Origin of the sequence: Shewanella inventionis, from assembly GCF_019931735.1 — a bacterium.
GTDB lineage: Bacteria > Pseudomonadota > Gammaproteobacteria > Enterobacterales > Shewanellaceae > Shewanella > Shewanella inventionis.
Genome location: NZ_CP082926.1, coordinates 2,427,906 through 2,443,165, shown reverse-complemented (window position 1 = coordinate 2,443,165; position 15,260 = coordinate 2,427,906). Strand labels below are relative to the sequence as shown.

The 15,260-nt window shown below is 41.0% G+C and carries 15 protein-coding genes; 2 read left to right on the top strand and 13 right to left on the bottom strand.

Features of this window, described 5'->3' with window-relative positions; translation table 11 throughout:
• Positions 1-349 precede the first annotated feature (349 nt).
• From K8B83_RS10885 to K8B83_RS10875, 3 genes are all read right to left on the bottom strand, one after another.
• The gene (locus tag K8B83_RS10885; RefSeq protein ID WP_188737657.1) at positions 350-1,111 is read right to left on the bottom strand and encodes an HvfC family RiPP maturation protein; all 762 of its coding nucleotides are present in this window, start codon (positions 1,109-1,111) and stop codon (positions 350-352) included.
• Positions 1,111-1,974 (bottom strand): HvfB family MNIO-type RiPP peptide maturase, encoded by an 864-nt coding sequence (locus K8B83_RS10880; protein ID WP_188737596.1) that lies wholly within the window; start codon positions 1,972-1,974, stop codon positions 1,111-1,113. The genes K8B83_RS10885 and K8B83_RS10880 overlap by 1 nt, the downstream gene beginning before the upstream one ends.
• Positions 1,975-2,067: 93 nt before the next feature.
• A complete protein-coding gene (locus K8B83_RS10875; RefSeq protein WP_188737594.1) occupies positions 2,068-2,496 on the bottom strand; it encodes an HvfA family oxazolone/thioamide-modified RiPP metallophore in 429 nt (142 codons plus the stop codon).
• Between the two features lie 350 nt (positions 2,497-2,846).
• Here K8B83_RS10875 and dusC point away from each other — a divergent pair, with 350 nt between their 5' ends.
• Together dusC and K8B83_RS10865 are read left to right on the top strand one after the other, a co-directional pair.
• The gene (dusC, locus tag K8B83_RS10870; protein WP_188737591.1) at positions 2,847-3,791 is read left to right on the top strand and encodes a tRNA dihydrouridine(16) synthase DusC; all 945 of its coding nucleotides are present in this window, start codon (positions 2,847-2,849) and stop codon (positions 3,789-3,791) included.
• A gap of 153 nt (positions 3,792-3,944) precedes the next feature.
• Positions 3,945-4,310, top strand: a complete 366-nt coding sequence (locus K8B83_RS10865; protein WP_223417168.1) for a TraR/DksA C4-type zinc finger protein — start codon at positions 3,945-3,947, stop codon at positions 4,308-4,310.
• 116 nt (positions 4,311-4,426) lie between these two features.
• Here K8B83_RS10865 and K8B83_RS10860 read toward each other — a convergent pair whose 3' ends face one another.
• The 10 genes from K8B83_RS10860 to iscR all read right to left on the bottom strand — a co-directional run bounded on the left by K8B83_RS10860 (position 4,427) and on the right by iscR (position 15,115).
• Complete coding sequence (locus K8B83_RS10860) at positions 4,427-6,946, bottom strand: TonB-dependent receptor plug domain-containing protein (RefSeq protein ID WP_188737589.1); 2,520 nt, start codon at positions 6,944-6,946, stop codon at positions 4,427-4,429.
• 1,198 nt (positions 6,947-8,144) lie between these two features.
• Positions 8,145-8,576: a nucleoside-diphosphate kinase gene (ndk, locus tag K8B83_RS10855; RefSeq protein ID WP_188737586.1), complete on the bottom strand. Its 432-nt coding sequence runs from the start codon at positions 8,574-8,576 to the stop codon at positions 8,145-8,147.
• 123 nt (positions 8,577-8,699) lie between these two features.
• Positions 8,700-9,611, bottom strand: coding sequence for a 30S ribosomal protein S6--L-glutamate ligase (rimK, locus tag K8B83_RS10850; RefSeq protein ID WP_188737584.1), 912 nt, complete (start codon positions 9,609-9,611; stop codon positions 8,700-8,702).
• 146 nt (positions 9,612-9,757) lie between these two features.
• A complete protein-coding gene (fdx, locus tag K8B83_RS10845; RefSeq protein WP_188737582.1) occupies positions 9,758-10,093 on the bottom strand; it encodes an ISC system 2Fe-2S type ferredoxin in 336 nt (111 codons plus the stop codon).
• A gap of 8 nt (positions 10,094-10,101) precedes the next feature.
• Positions 10,102-11,961: a Fe-S protein assembly chaperone HscA gene (hscA, locus tag K8B83_RS10840; RefSeq protein ID WP_188737580.1), complete on the bottom strand. Its 1,860-nt coding sequence runs from the start codon at positions 11,959-11,961 to the stop codon at positions 10,102-10,104.
• Between the two features lie 68 nt (positions 11,962-12,029).
• Positions 12,030-12,554: a co-chaperone HscB gene (gene hscB, locus K8B83_RS10835; RefSeq protein ID WP_188737578.1), complete on the bottom strand. Its 525-nt coding sequence runs from the start codon at positions 12,552-12,554 to the stop codon at positions 12,030-12,032.
• Between the two features lie 48 nt (positions 12,555-12,602).
• Entirely contained in the window at positions 12,603-12,926 is a 324-nt protein-coding gene (gene iscA / locus K8B83_RS10830) for an iron-sulfur cluster assembly protein IscA (protein ID WP_188737575.1), read from the bottom strand.
• A 14-nt stretch (positions 12,927-12,940) separates the two neighbouring features.
• Complete coding sequence (gene iscU, locus K8B83_RS10825) at positions 12,941-13,324, bottom strand: Fe-S cluster assembly scaffold IscU (protein WP_188737573.1); 384 nt, start codon at positions 13,322-13,324, stop codon at positions 12,941-12,943.
• 32 nt (positions 13,325-13,356) lie between these two features.
• Positions 13,357-14,571: an IscS subfamily cysteine desulfurase gene (locus K8B83_RS10820; protein ID WP_188737571.1), complete on the bottom strand. Its 1,215-nt coding sequence runs from the start codon at positions 14,569-14,571 to the stop codon at positions 13,357-13,359.
• An 82-nt stretch (positions 14,572-14,653) separates the two neighbouring features.
• Positions 14,654-15,115, bottom strand: coding sequence for a Fe-S cluster assembly transcriptional regulator IscR (gene iscR, locus K8B83_RS10815; protein WP_160054303.1), 462 nt, complete (start codon positions 15,113-15,115; stop codon positions 14,654-14,656).
• Between the last annotated feature and the right edge of the window lie 145 nt (positions 15,116-15,260).

Genomic DNA, 15,260 nt, shown 5'->3' with positions numbered 1-15,260 from the left:
ACTCTATCAGAGTGGTTTAGTAAGGCAATATTTTGACAAATTAATCTGAATTAATCGTTAAATTAATCCAGTCACTTTTAACCACGAAAGGCTTGCGGGTAATGTAGGAATTAATAAAACCAAAATAAAACCAATAAAATAAACAATGTTAAACGGGTCTTTAAACGGCTGACTCATGATATTTCCTAGATTGAAATTTGTCGTGGGTGTCACTGCTAACAAAATTTACATGTGATAATCAGCTTAACACTGGTCATTAATACGGTCATTTTGCGTGAAGCAGATCACAAAAAGTGGCTCATTCTAGACATATATTACTAAAATAAAAACCTTAATTTTATTAAGACTATTATTTGTCTGCCAATGAAATGATAATCCCCTTTTGGCTGAGCTGTTGTATTAATGGAACACAGCCAGACTGTAATGTTTGTGCAGCCATTTGCGGATAAAGCTCACCTAACCAGACGATAATATCTTCGAGCAACACACCTTGTTTCAAATGAGCCATTTGCTCAATATAAGCAAGTACTTGGGCACTTAATGGCGTGAGCTTTAAAAATGCAACTTCGTCGTCAACGTTGCGGTACACGCAAAAGAAATGGGCTTCTTGGGTCGGTTCTATGGGTTGGTAGTCAACACTGATATGTTGAACATCAAACGAGTATTGAGCAATTTTTGCATGAGTAGCCAAACCCAAACGAACGTCACTGAATTCATCAGTGGTAATAAGTCGAGATTTTGGTGTATCTGGTGCCACAGCAGCGCACAGTTCTAACCACTCATAATGAGCCAATTGCAGCATAAAAACAGGATCATGCTCTGATTGAGTGTACTCATGTTGTAAAAAAGCCAAGAATTCCCCAGCAATTTCAACAAAAATGGGCGTTTTGCAGTCATGGGTAACAAAAAACTGCTGGATCAATGCTTGCCATTGTTCTTCACTATATAGGGTTTTTAAAACCGGAAATGCACTGGATACAAACCCTGAAATATTATTAAAAAATAACTCCCGATACACCTTCATCCGCCTCGGTTCAATCCCTTCAGGAAGGGGTAAACTGGGATCGCGAATATAATCCATAAATTGTTGTTGCAACTTAATAAAGTTCATCATGTTTTTCTCAATGCAGACGAATGCTCTAAGGCAAGTTGTTGATATTGATGAATTTGATTGATTTCATTTAGGAGAACTTCTGTTTTAGGAATATTAAAATCACGCTCAAGTAACGTTGGGTGAACCCCATGCAATTGATAACATTGCTGTAATAAAGACCATACAGGGTCAATAACATCTGCACCGTGGGTATCAACCATCAAATCGACATCTTCTTGGTAATGCCCTGCAATATGTAAATAAGCAATGCGATCGGTTGGCATGGCTGCTAAAAAATCATTTGCATCATACTGATGGTTAATAGCATTAACGTAGATGTTATTCACATCGAGCAGCAATTTGCAATCAGCCTCTTGCAGCACAGCATTAACAAACTCTTGCTCGCTCATTTGTGCACCGGGCGCCGCATAAAAGGACACATTCTCTAAAATAAATGGGCGTTCAAGTATGTCTTCAACTTGCTTAATGCGTTTTGCAGTGTGGATCACCGCATCGTCGGTAAAGGGGATTGGCATTAAATCGTACATATGCCCTTTACCGGAACAGTAGCTTAGATGCTCTGAATAAATATCAATCTTATGCGCATCAAGAAACCCTTTAATATTTTTGACAAACTGAGTATCTAATGCTTCAGGACTGCCTATGGATAAAGATAATCCATGACAAAAAAACCGGTGCTCTTGGGTTAGCTGCGAAAATTGACGCGCAAATTTACCGCCTAAGGTCATCCAGTTTTCTGGTGCCACTTCAAAAAAATCGATGGCAGATGGCACCTGTTGGCAAAATTCATCCAGCATTTCGCGACGTAAACCTAAGCCTACACTCGCTTGAGTTGATGGAGAATATTGAAAACTAGACATAGTGCATCCTTAACCATAAAAACAAGGTAAAAATAAGGCCTGAAACCCAGGCCTTAATTGTGTCAAAAAAGCATGAACATTATCCAATGCTTATTACTTCTGACCGCCACACTTACCTTCACCACATTTACCTTCTTTGGCTTTTTCAGCTGACTTTTTCATGTCGCCGCCGCATTTGCCTTCACCGCATTTACCTTCAGCGGCTTTCTCAGCAGACTTCATCATGTCGCCGCCGCATTTGCCTTCACCGCATTTACCTTCAGCGGCTTTCTCAGCAGACTTTTTCATGTCGCCGCCACATTTGCCTTCACCGCATTTACCTTCAGCAGCTTTTTCAGCAGACTTTTTCATGTCGCCGCCACATTTACCTTCACCGCATTTACCTTCACCACCCTCTAATTGATAGCCAGCGGTTAATTGTTCGAATCCAAATGGGTTAGCTTGTACATCAGCAGTAAAACCAGCAGTCATTACAACAGCACCTAACGCAACAGCTACAGTAGTTTGTTTGATAGAGTTCATAATTATTGTCTTCCTCGTGTTTTGATTATGTATTGTTGACCAACATCATTGCCGGCTTGCTTAAAGAGACCTGTAGTAGATGAACTTTATTGCAAAAAAATTGACAATTTGTGAAAAAACTCACTTTTGGTAATAAATAAACTTGCTAGGAACACACAAAATAGCACAAAGGTTACACCACTTGAAGCGGGATAATAATAGGACTAAACGAATAGATATTTTTTATGCCTATGATTAATATAAAGTTAACTATTAAGTTCCGCATACACATTGAGATAATTAAGGTTAATGCTGTTATCAACCAATAAACACGGTAAAATGACGCACTTTTTTCTTCAGTAAGGTGTACCGTGCGCGTTATTTTAGCTCCAATGGAAGGTGTGGTTGATGACCATATGCGTGATATTTTATCAGCCATCAATCCGTTTGATTTAGTTGTTACTGAATTTGTACGAGTCGTAAACCAGTTATTACCGGAAAAAGTCTTTTACAAATTGTGTCCAGAACTGCTCAATAATGGATTAACCCCTTCCGGTACGCCTGTGCGTGTCCAATTACTTGGCCAAGAACCTGAGTGGATGGCACAAAATGCAATCCGGGCGATTGAATTAGGCTCAAATGGTGTAGATGCTAATTTTGGCTGCCCTGCTAAAACGGTTAATAAAAGTAAAGGCGGTGCGGTTTTACTTCAATACCCCGACAATATTTACAACATTGTCAAAGCCATGCGTGAGGCGGTGCCCAGCCATCAACCTGTTACAGCCAAAATCCGACTAGGCTACGAAGACAAATCATTGTTCATGGAAAATGCTCTGGCGGTTTATGAAGCCGGCGCATCTGAGCTCGCCATTCATGCCCGCAGTAAAACCGACGGCTATAAACCGCCAGCATACTGGGAATACATCACTGAAGTACGTAAGCGCTTGCCTATACCTGTTATCGCAAATGGTGAAATCTGGAATGCCGCGGATGCAAAACGATGTATGGATGTCACGGGATGCGACAGTGTGATGATTGGCCGCGGCGCCATATCATTACCTAATCTAGGTGACACAATAAAAACGGGGGCTGCACCTTATACCTGGCTGCAAACACTCACATTATTAATGGCGTACACAGAAAAAGAGCTCAATGGCCGTAAATCCGATTATTATCCTTCACGGATAAAACAGTGGTTTAGTTACCTAAATCGTCAATATCCCGAAGCGGATGCATTGTTCCGAGAGTTAAGGATCTATAAAACCACTGAAGAGATAGTCAAAGTGCTGCAGCAAACACATCAATCGTTAAGCTAGCAAGCCATTGCGATAATCACAACATTGACTCAGGCTGAATCATTTGGGCCTGAGTACAAAAATCTACCTCAGAATTGATCTTCGTCATAACCTACTCTTTTTTTGTGCTTAGAATAGAATTTCTAGTGGCATTATCAGTTAAGGTTAATCCAGTTGCACAATTATCAGGACATACAGCAAAAATTACAGCAACTTGAACTCAAGTTGAGGCACGAGTTATTTCTGATTATTAAAGATATATCTCCCGATGCGAGCCAGCTGGCAAATAACGCGTCATTGGGGGATGTTATCGATTTTTTATCACAAGTGAAATTAGCCGATACCGATTTATTTACACAACTGATGAAGCTAGATGCCGCATTATGCCAACTCGATTTAGGCCTATATGGACTATGTTCTGATTGCGAAATGGATATTGAATCAACTAGGTTAAATACCGATCCAACCGAACAACGATGCAGTTCCTGCCAGCAAAAATATTTAAATGAACATAGGTTAGAACTTAGGTTGAATCATTAAAAATCTATCATTAAAAATCTATCGTTCGACTTAATACAGATACAAAAAAGCCTACATTTCAGTAGGCTTTTTAATATGCCAATAGTACCTATTAGCATTGATTATTGTTGCAACTATTAAAACTTAACGCTCACACCGCCGTAGTATTGGCGACCAATGGTGTCGTACACTTCAGGCACCGTACCACCATCGCTACCATTTGATACGTCTGATGGTTCTTCATCTGTGATGTTTTTAATTCCAGCGCTAAGCGTTACCATGTCAGAGACATGATAAGTTCCCGCAATATTGTGATAAAGCACTGCATCTACATCATCACCCGTGCCTAAGTCTTCCATTTCACCAATGTAGCGGTTCGAGTAAATAACACTCCAATCATCAATACCCGCTTGAATATTAAAGTTGTTACGCACTTCAGCATATGCACCAAAGTTACCATCAATGATATTGGTGTAGTCTATACCTTCTTGCTCAAAATTCAGTAAGTAGGTGGTATCATTATTGATTTTCCAATCCAACGATAACGCACTGAAACTGTATGCAAGATTCAAGTCTATACCGCTGGTGTCTTGACTACCTACGTTGGTTAGAGAGCTAGTCAAGTTTGTTAAGTCACCGTTAGTTCCTATGTTAAATATTTCACAAGAATCTGATGCGGCGTCAGCATAACAAGCATCTAGACCGGCTTGAACATCCAAGCGAGTAATTGCATTTTTTACCTTAAAGCGCCAGTAATCAACCGTTAACGACAAACCCTCGACATAACTTGGCGAGTAAACAACACCGGCGGTGTAAGAGTCCGACTCTTCAGCCTCTAAGTCGTCGTCTGATGTATAACGAACTAATATTTGCGAGTCTTGCTCATTACCCCATGGATCTTCTAGGTAATCGTAAGATCCTGTATCACCACCGTAAAGCTCACTAATACTAGGAGCACGGAACCCTGTGGCCGCTACACCACGAAGCATTAAATCATCTGTTGCTTCATAGGTTAAGCCAACTTTCCATGTTGACGCTTTACCGAATGTTGAGTAATCGTCATAACGAAGAGCAAACTCACCGGTTAATTTATCTGTAAAAGGAACACTTACCTCTTCAAAAACAGAGAAAACATTGTAATTACCACTTGTTGGATCTTGTTGAGCCGCAGTACCTTCACCGGCTACTGTAACAGAATCTGGATTGTAATATCCGCTTTCGTAACGGTATTCAGCACCTATTGCAAAGGCAACGGCACCCGCACTTACGTCAAATAAATCGCCATTTAAACCAGCAGAAAAGACATTTTGTTCGTTACCGCCATCGGCATTATCTGTATAACTTATGTCATCAACAATACTGTCTGTTAATGCATCACCACTAAACCATGCATCTTGGTTTGCATAAATTGATTCAGAAAGATTGGTGGCATTGATGGAGTTTTTAACGGTTGAATCCGCTTTATTTTTACCATAGGTATAAGCGAGATCCCAATTCATACCGTTATTGATATCCAACTCACCTGCAAGCCCTGCTGAAATACGGAAAGTATCCGTATCTTGCTCGTAAATACGTGGGCCGGCATCAGCAATACGACGACGATATTCAACACGGCCAGTATCATCAGCAGCAATACCCGCATCAGTCATTGCATCGGTTAACGTGACACATGAGCTGTCAGAATCTGTTTCACACACATCTAGCATGACAGAAGCCGGTTGCGGCGCCATTTGCTGATTAGATTTACGCTTGGTATAAAGCGCATCAGCAGTTAATACCATGTTGTTATCTAGCTCTTGTACCATGTTGGCGAATAAACTGTATCGCTCATTTGGTGTTTGATAATAACTGCTCGTTGTATAGTCATAACCTGTTGAACGAGCTTCCCATTCACCCGCTTCATTTTGCACCATACCATCAAGCGAACCTGTCGGAATATATGAACTGTAACCTGGTTCAGTCCAATCACGGTCTGATTGGATCACGCTTTCACGCTTTGAATAGGCCACGCCAAAGGTATAGTTGCCGCCATCGGTGTTAAAACCATATAAACCGCTCAATTCTCCAGTTTCACCATCACTTTCGCTTGAGGTACTACCGTTAAAATCTAATTGGAAACCATCGAAATCTTTTTTGGTGATAATATTAACTACACCTGCAATCGCATCTGAGCCATATACCGCTGAAGCACCATCTTTTAAAATCTCAACGCGTGCAATCATTGCCACAGGAATAGAGTTTAAATCCACAGAACTATCAGCACCAGAACCAGAGTTAACCATACGACGGCCGTTTAATAACACTAACGTACGTTGCGAACCCATGCCGCGTAAATCAACTTGTGCGACACCATCTGAACCATTATTTGAGCTTGAACCTAAAGCTGCACCAGCCATAGATGTTTGAGCTTGAAGCAATTCATCAACAGAAGTGAAACCTTCAGCACGGATCGCTTCAGCAGAAATAACGGTTACTGGAGAAGCTGTTTCCATATCTTGACGTTGAATACGTGAACCCGTGACTTCTATACGCTCCACTTTTTGCTTATCGGCCGCCATGACCGCTGAAGAAAATAACCCAGTGGTCGCGACACTTGTTGCTGCTACATTTAATAAACTGCGACGAATAGCTTTAGCAGTTAATGTGACTGAACTCATGAAAAAACTCCCTATTCTTAAAATAAATAAATCAAATTGTTATATTTTTAATGAGCAGCAATCGGCCTTGCCAATTACTAAAAACATTATTAAGAAATAAAAAACCTTTCGTCAACAAGGGAGGGATACAAGCAACTTTGCAAAGTTGTGTAAATCAAACTTTTAATTTGACTTTAAAAACGAATTAAAGAAAATGAACATAAACAGCAACTTATAAAGAGCTTGGCGCATTATGTTATTTTTGTGTAATATTAAAATCAAAAAACAAACGCAAATAAAAAACCAATAAAGCACAATAAAAAACCAGCAAAGAAACAAAGAGAAAACATAGTTAACAATATAAAAACAAAAGTTCATAACCTGTATCTATCATTATTTTTGTAAATTAAGTTAAATATTTTGTTTTGAACTAAAATAGCAGAAAATTTAACATAAATAGTGAATGATTATTTATTCACAAATAGACTATAACGTATTCTATACGCTTATTTTTATTCAAAACATGTCAATAAATACTGAAAACAGTTTACTTAAGAGGTAATCAACGCCAAAAAAACGTGTATTAATACATCAATTTTCACACACTATGCGGCTAAGAGTTCATTTATCACTCAAAAATGACAAGTAAAAAAACAAGTTGATAACATTTTTGCGGGTAGAAAACATCTCTTCTAGGCTCAATAACTCCGGGGAAGTAAAGTGGTTAATTGAACGATCGAACGTTGCAGTTGCTAAAGCCCTCAATAAAGCAAACTAGTCAGTTAACCTGTCCAATAGCCTTATGAGTGAGTAACACAATTATAAATGGAAAAAACAACGTCGTTGCCAAGAAAATCGAGATACTGGTATTAGGGGTGACGATTGAATGCTGGCTAAAATGTATCAAATGCTCAGTGTTAGATGCTACTGGCTATAGAATACTAGATGTGGAATGTTAGATGCTCAAGGCTAGATATTAGATATTAGATATTGAAAGATAAGCATGAATAAACATGTTGATATTAGATTTGAATATTGCATTTACATAGTGCTTGCAGGATGTTACTGACTGGGAGACTGTAATTCAGTTTGTGTAACAGAAGCCTAAACAGTTCTAATGAAGGCATTTTGTGCCTATACCGCTGTAGATAAACCTGAGCAGAGATTAAAAACAAAAAAGGAGCCTAGGGCTCCTTTTCGATGTTCTTGCTAGCAAAGATTAACGAGTGCGTGGGCACACTTCTTCAGCGCTGAAGAAGTAAGCAATTTCACGAGCTGCTGATTCAACAGCATCAGAACCGTGAACTGCGTTTTCGTCGATGCTTGCTGCGTAGTCAGCACGTAAAGTACCACGAGCAGCTTCAGCTGGGTTAGTTGCACCCATGATTTCGCGGTTAGCTAGTACTGCATTTTCGCCTTCTAACACTTGAACCATTACTGGACCAGAAGTCATAAAAGACACTAAAGCACCAAAGAAAGGACGTGCGCTGTGTTCAGCGTAGAAACCTTCAGCTTGTTCTTTAGAAAGGTGAACCATTTTAGAAGCAATGATCTTTAGACCAGCTGATTCAAAACGGTTGTAGATTGCACCGATGTGGTTTTTAGCAACTGCATCTGGCTTAATAATTGAGAATGTGCGTTCGATCGCCATAACTAGCTTCCTTAATGTGAGCAAGTTTAAAAAATTCGCGCGGATTATACGTAATTAAACTGAAAATGCCTAGCCTTATCAGCATAGGCAATAACATTTCAGCATTTATTTAGGTCATTTATATTAACAAACTGCCATTTCGTTAGTTTGTTTGTTGGTTTTAACTGCATTTTTTTCAATAAAACAAATAATGGCGTCTGCAACATCTTTTTGTGTCGCAGCTTCAATACCCTCAAGCCCTGGCGATGAATTCACTTCCATCACGACAGGCCCGTGGTTAGAGCGTAATAAATCAACGCCAGCAACATTTAAGCCCATTGTACGAGCCGCACGTAATGCAACTGAGCGCTCCTGAGGCGATAATTTAACTAAGGTCGCACTACCTCCACGGTGTAAATTAGAGCGAAATTCCCCCGGTTTAGCCTGACGTTTCATTGCGGCTATGACCTTATCGCCTAATACAAAACAGCGAATATCCGCGCCTTGAGCTTCTGCAATATATTCTTGCACCATAATGTTAGCTTTAAGGCCCATAAAGGCTTCTAGTACGCTTTCTGCGGCTTTACGTGTTTCAGCTAGCACTACGCCAATACCCTGTGTGCCTTCAAGTAATTTAACCACTAACGGCGCACCACCAACCATGTCAATTAAATCAGGAATGTCACTTGGTTTATTAGCAAAACCAGTAATAGGCAGACCAATGCCTCTGCGAGACAATAATTGCATAGAACGTAATTTATCACGCGATCGCGCAATGCCAATTGAGCTATTTACCGCATAAACGCCCATCATCTCTAATTGACGCAGCACAGCAGAGCCATAAAAAGTGACAGATGCACCAATACGTGGGATCACGGCATCAAAATGGCCAAGATCTTTACCCGCCATATGAATGCTAGGCTTAGTCATGTTGATGTTCATGTAACACTTTAATGGGTTAATTACTTTAACTTCATGTCCGCGGGCGACAGCTGCCTCGACTAAGCGACGGGTTGAATATAATTGCGGGCCTTGAGACAGTATTGCGATGCGCACAGAGTGCTCCAGAAAAGGAATTTTCGCGCATCATACGCTGAGTTTATTTAAAATCAATGACAGGAATGACCAGAAATAAAAAAAGAGTCAATCTTGATGATTGACTCTCATTTTTATACTAAAACTGTACAATAACTGGCGATGGTTTAGCCTTCGCTCACCATGTTAATGGTGTATTTAGGAATATCTATCACCATGTCACAATCAACCACTTTAGCTTGGCAAGACAAGCGGCTTTCAGGCTCTAAACCCCATGCTTTATCTAGCATGTCATCTTCAAGCTCATCGCTTTCTTCTAGTTGGTCAAAGCCTTCACGTACAATTACATGGCATGTGGTACAAGCGCATGACTTTTCACAAGCGTGTTCTATGTGAATACCGTTACGTAGTGCAACGTTTAAAATGGTCTCACCAACTTCTGCTTCAAGTACTGCGCCATCTGGACAAAGCTCTTGATGGGGTAAAAATACTAACTGTGGCATTATTTCACCTATATGTTATCGACCGACTGCCCTTTTAGCGCCGCTCTAATAGAATTATCCATGCGTCGTGACGCAAAATCTTGAGTTTGTTCATCAAGACTAGCAATTGCTTTCTCAATGGCATCAACATCGTCTTGTTGTGCGGTAGCGTCAAGTAACGCAATCGCATCAGTTAACTGTTTACGCTCTTGTTCATCAAGTAAATCACCATCTTTACCTAATGCGGCATTTAATGACTCAATCACACGCGCCGCTTCAACTTTTTGCTCTGCAAGCATTCGTCGAGTAATGTCATCTTTAGCATGCTTCATCGAATCTTTTAGCATGGTGGCAATTTCAGTGTCAGACAAACCAAAAGAAGGTTTAACCTGAATAGTGGTTTTTACTTCGGTTGATTTTTCCATCGCTGTGACACTGAGCAATCCATCGGCGTCTACCTGGAAGGTTACACGAATATGTGCAGCGCCAGCAGCCATCGCAGGAATACCATGTAGGGTAAACCGCGCGAGTGAACGGCAATCTTCAACCAACTCTCGCTCACCCTGTACCACATGAAATGCCATTGCCGTTTGGCCGTCTTTAAACGTGGTAAACTCTTGCGCACGGGCAACCGGGATTGTGGTATTACGGGTCACGACTTTTTCAACCAATCCGCCCATGGTTTCAATACCAAGCGATAATGGAATAACATCTAACAATAACAAGTCAGATTCTGGTTTGTTACCCACCAAAATATCAGCTTGAATTGCCGCGCCAATGGCCACAACACGATCTGGGTCAATTGAGGTCAGTGGTGCTTTTTTGAAGAAGGCTTCTACTTGCTCGCGTACTAATGGCACACGAGTTGAACCGCCTACCATGACGGTTTCAATCACTTCGTCAACACTCACACCAGCATCACGCAAAGTACGGCGGCAACTGCTAATGGTCTTTTTCACTAACGCGCCAATCAGTTCGTTAAATAATGACTTATCAACTGAGGTCGTTAATGTTTGATTATCCATCACAACACTTGCATCAACGACGTCATTTTCTGTTAATGCTTCTTTTACTCTGCGTGCTTCGATGAGTAACTGACGCGCTAACTGATTATTAGGCTCGGTAATATTCCATGCTTGTTGTAAATGACTCACCAACAGATGGTCAAAATCATCACCGCCAAGCGCAGAATCACCACCGGTTGCAAGCACTTCAAAAACGCCACGATTTAAACGAAGTACAGAAATATCAAACGTGCCACCACCGAGATCATAAATCGCAATCACGCCCTCTTGCTTAGAATCTAATCCATAAGCAATCGCTGCGGCAGTTGGCTCATTGAGTAAGCGCAGCACCTTAACGCCAAGTAATTCAGCGGCATCTTTTGTGCCTTGACGTTGAGCGTCATCAAAATAGGCCGGCACGGTAATCACAATCCCTTGAAGCTCACCGCCTAAGGTTGACTCTGCACGTGCGATTAATGGCTTTAAAATTTCTGCCGACACTTGTACAGGGTTAACTTGGCCCATTGGAGTATTAAATACAGGCAAACCGTTCTCACTCGCCTGGAGATCGTAAGGCAGTTTATGCACGCCTGATTGCACATCAGCAAGGCTGCGACCCATAAAACGCTTCACTGAAACGATGGTATTTTGCGGATCTAACGCTGATTTAGCTTGAGCATCGTAGCCAACTTGAACTAACTCATCTGAGTAATGCACAACTGACGGTAATGAGTGACGACCGCTATCATCAGCTAAGGTTGATGCCAGTCCGCTTCTGACTGTTGCCACTAATGAATTAGTGGTGCCAAGATCGATCCCCACAGCCAAACGATGCTGGTGTGGTGCGGCGCTTTGGCCAGGTTCTGCAATTTGCAACAGTGCCATAGTGTTCCAACTTGTTGTGTTATTGACTAGCAGCGCTAATCATTAAATTTGAATGTAAGTCTAACGAACTAGTCCAGTAAGTCATCTTCAATACGGGCTAACTCGTCTTGCAATTTTGCCATAAACTTTAACTTTCGAATTTGATCTGCAGCTAATAATGCATCAGCCTCATCGCTTGATGCGAGCAATGAAGTTAATTTTTTGGATAACGTCGCTTCGAATTCAGCAAAAGAGTCATATAATTCATCAACTAGCTCTTGGGGCTCTTGGCTATGTTGAATATCTTCTAATGCTTCACGCCACTCCATTTGCTGCATTAAAAATGCACCATCTTTAAGTGTTGTGGTTTCATGGCTTAATTCTATGCCCCGTAAGCTCAACATGTGCTCTGCACGGCGCAAAGGATTTTTTAAGGTTTGATAACCGTCATTGACTTGCGAGGTCCGCTGAACCGACAACAATTTCTGTTGCTCAGAATCATTAGCAAACTTATCAGGATGAACCGCCCTTTGCAGTTCGCGGTAACGCTCTGCAAGTAAGGCGGTGTCGATATCAAAGGCAGGTTCTAAATTGAACAGATCGAAATAATTCATTGGCAGATATCATGCTTACTGTTTCGATAAAACGGCAAAAGTTAAGGGTTAAACGGTAAAACTCTCACCGCAACCACATTCACCTTTTGCATTCGGGTTATTGAACTGGAAACCTTCATTTAGGCCTTCTTTAACAAAATCCAGTTCAATACCTTGCAGATAAATAAAGCTTTTAGCATCGATGATGATATTGACACCATCGATAGTATAAACTTCATCATCGTCATTGAGTTCATCAACAAACTCAATGACATATGCCATACCTGAACAACCCGATGTTCTCAATCCAAGGCGTAAACCTAAGCCTTTTCCACGGTTAGCAAGAAACGATTTTACTCGGTCTGCCGCCGCAGGTGTCATTGAAATAGCCATCTATACTCCAGGCATTACTTAGCTTGTTTGGTTTTATACTCTTCAATTGCCGCTTTAATGGCATCTTCTGCCAAAATTGAACAATGAATTTTAACCGGTGGCAATGCTAACTCTTCAGCAATATCAGCATTTTTGATGGTTGCTGCTTCGTCAACGCTTTTGCCTTTAACCCACTCGGTTACCAGTGAACTTGATGCAATCGCACTACCACAACCGTAGGTTTTAAATTTTGCATCTTCAATAATGCCATCTGCACTGATTTTCAATTGCAGTTTCATTACATCGCCACACGCAGGTGCTCCCACCATGCCGGTCACTACAGATGGATCGTTTTTGTCAAATGAACCAACGTTACGTGGGTTTTCATAATGATCGATTACTTTTTCGCTATAAGCCATGATATTGCTCCTAAATCTTTGTCGTTAAACGATTAATGATGTGCCCATTGAACTTGGTTCAAATCAATACCATCTTTGAACATCTCCCAAAGAGGAGACATTTCACGTAACTTATCGATTGATTCAGTTATCGTTTTGATAGCATGTTCAATTTCTTCATCGGTAGTAAAACGACCAATTGAGAAACGAATTGAGCTGTGTGCCATTTCATCATTTAACCCTAAAGCACGTAAAACGTAGCTCGGTTCTAAACTGGCTGAAGTACAAGCTGAACCTGAAGAAACGGCCAGGTCTTTTAACGCCATCATTAGTGATTCACCTTCAACAAAGTTGAAGCTTACGTTAAAGATACCGCTGTAGCGTTGGTCCATATCACCATTGATATAGGTTTCTTCAATGTGCTTGATGCCGTTCCATAACTTGTCGCGTAAACGGGTGATACGTGCGCTGTCTTCAGCCATGTCTTGTTTAGCGATAGCCGCAGCCTCACCTAAACCAACAATTTGATGCGTTGCTAAAGTACCACTGCGCATACCACGCTCGTGTCCACCACCGTGCATTTGCGATTCAAGACGAATACGAGGCTTACGACGAACATAAAGTGCACCGATACCTTTAGGACCATACATTTTATGGCCAGAAATCGAAATTAAATCAACCTTTGTGGTTTGCACATCGATAGGTAATTTACCGGCACTTTGCGCAGCATCCATGTGAAAGAAAATGCCTTTTGAACGGCATAACTCACCGATGGCATTAATGTCATGAACCACACCAATTTCATTGTTAACATGCATAATGCTAACTAAAATGGTGTCATCACGCATGGCCGCTTCTAAACGTTCCATCGGAATAATGCCGTTAGCTTCTGGCTCAAGGTAGGTGACTTCATAACCTTCACGCTCTAACTGACGACAAGTATCTAATGTCGCTTTATGCTCAGTTTTGCTAGTGATGATGTGCTTGCCCTTTTTATGATAAAAATGAGCAATGCCTTTAATCGCAAGGTTACTTGATTCAGTCGCGCCAGAGGTAAATACAATTTCACGATGATCTGCATTAATTAAATCGGCAACTTGATTACGCGCAACATCAACCGCCTCTTCAGCTTGCCAACCATAACGATGTGAACGAGATGCTGGATTACCAAACACACCGTCCATTGTCATGTGTTGCACCATTTTTTCTGCGACACGCGGATCTACAGGGGTTGTTGCGGCATAATCTAAATAGATAGGAAGCTTCATAACACACTCCGTACTTAGCAGTCTCAGATGAGGCTACATACAACGTACAAATAATAATTATTTATCAATCAACACAGTAGAGTTACAAACTCACTCTATGTTCCTTTTGCATTTCGTCTTGCTTAAGCGAGATAAATTGAACATCTCGTTTTTGCATTAAGCCAGCAAGCGAAATACCATCTAAAAACTCAGAAATTTGTTTACTTAAGTCGCCCCATAAAGAATGGGTCAGGCAACGTGTACCACTTTGGCAGTTACCTTGTCCTTGACAGCGAGTGGCGTCTACAGATTCATCAACGGCATGCACGACCATACCCACTGAAATATCGACGGCTTCTAAGCCTAAACGATAACCACCACCCGGTCCGCGAACACTCGACACTAGGCCATGTTTACGCAACTTTGCGAAGAGTTGTTCAAGATAAGACAAAGAAATACCCTGTCTTTCAGAAATATCGGCTAACGGCACTGGGCCTGCAGCTGAGTGAATAGCAACATCTAACATAGCTGTCACTGCATAGCGACCTTTTGATGTAAGTTTCATAACTTGTACTGCTCCCAAAAAGTATGCAGTAATTTGACCATACCCGACTAAATTAGTCAAGTATAAGTCCTACTAAAATACTCAGGTATTATGGTATTTCTTATAACAAAAGGTTTCATTTTTCGCGGGGGTATTTAACCTTTTT

Excerpts from the sequence above, each read along its gene's own strand:
- K8B83_RS10820 (WP_188737571.1), bottom strand. The coding sequence starts at position 14,571 with ATGAAGCTTCCTATCTATTTAGATTATGCCGCAACAACCCCTGTAGAT.
- hscA (WP_188737580.1), bottom strand. The coding sequence starts at position 11,961 with ATGGCACTGTTGCAAATTGCAGAACCTGGCCAAAGCGCCGCACCACAC.
- hscB (WP_188737578.1), bottom strand. The coding sequence starts at position 12,554 with ATGAATTATTTCGATCTGTTCAATTTAGAACCTGCCTTTGATATCGAC.
- K8B83_RS10885 (WP_188737657.1), bottom strand. The coding sequence starts at position 1,111 with ATGAACTTTATTAAGTTGCAACAACAATTTATGGATTATATTCGCGAT.
- K8B83_RS10875 (WP_188737594.1), bottom strand. The coding sequence starts at position 2,496 with ATGAACTCTATCAAACAAACTACTGTAGCTGTTGCGTTAGGTGCTGTT.
- K8B83_RS10860 (WP_188737589.1), bottom strand. The coding sequence starts at position 6,946 with ATGAGTTCAGTCACATTAACTGCTAAAGCTATTCGTCGCAGTTTATTA.
- iscR (WP_160054303.1), bottom strand. The coding sequence starts at position 15,115 with ATGAAACTTACATCAAAAGGTCGCTATGCAGTGACAGCTATGTTAGAT.
- iscA (WP_188737575.1), bottom strand. The coding sequence starts at position 12,926 with ATGGCTATTTCAATGACACCTGCGGCGGCAGACCGAGTAAAATCGTTT.
- K8B83_RS10880 (WP_188737596.1), bottom strand. The coding sequence starts at position 1,974 with ATGTCTAGTTTTCAATATTCTCCATCAACTCAAGCGAGTGTAGGCTTA.
- iscU (WP_188737573.1), bottom strand. The coding sequence starts at position 13,324 with ATGGCTTATAGCGAAAAAGTAATCGATCATTATGAAAACCCACGTAAC.
- ndk (WP_188737586.1), bottom strand. The coding sequence starts at position 8,576 with ATGGCGATCGAACGCACATTCTCAATTATTAAGCCAGATGCAGTTGCT.
- fdx (WP_188737582.1), bottom strand. The coding sequence starts at position 10,093 with ATGCCACAGTTAGTATTTTTACCCCATCAAGAGCTTTGTCCAGATGGC.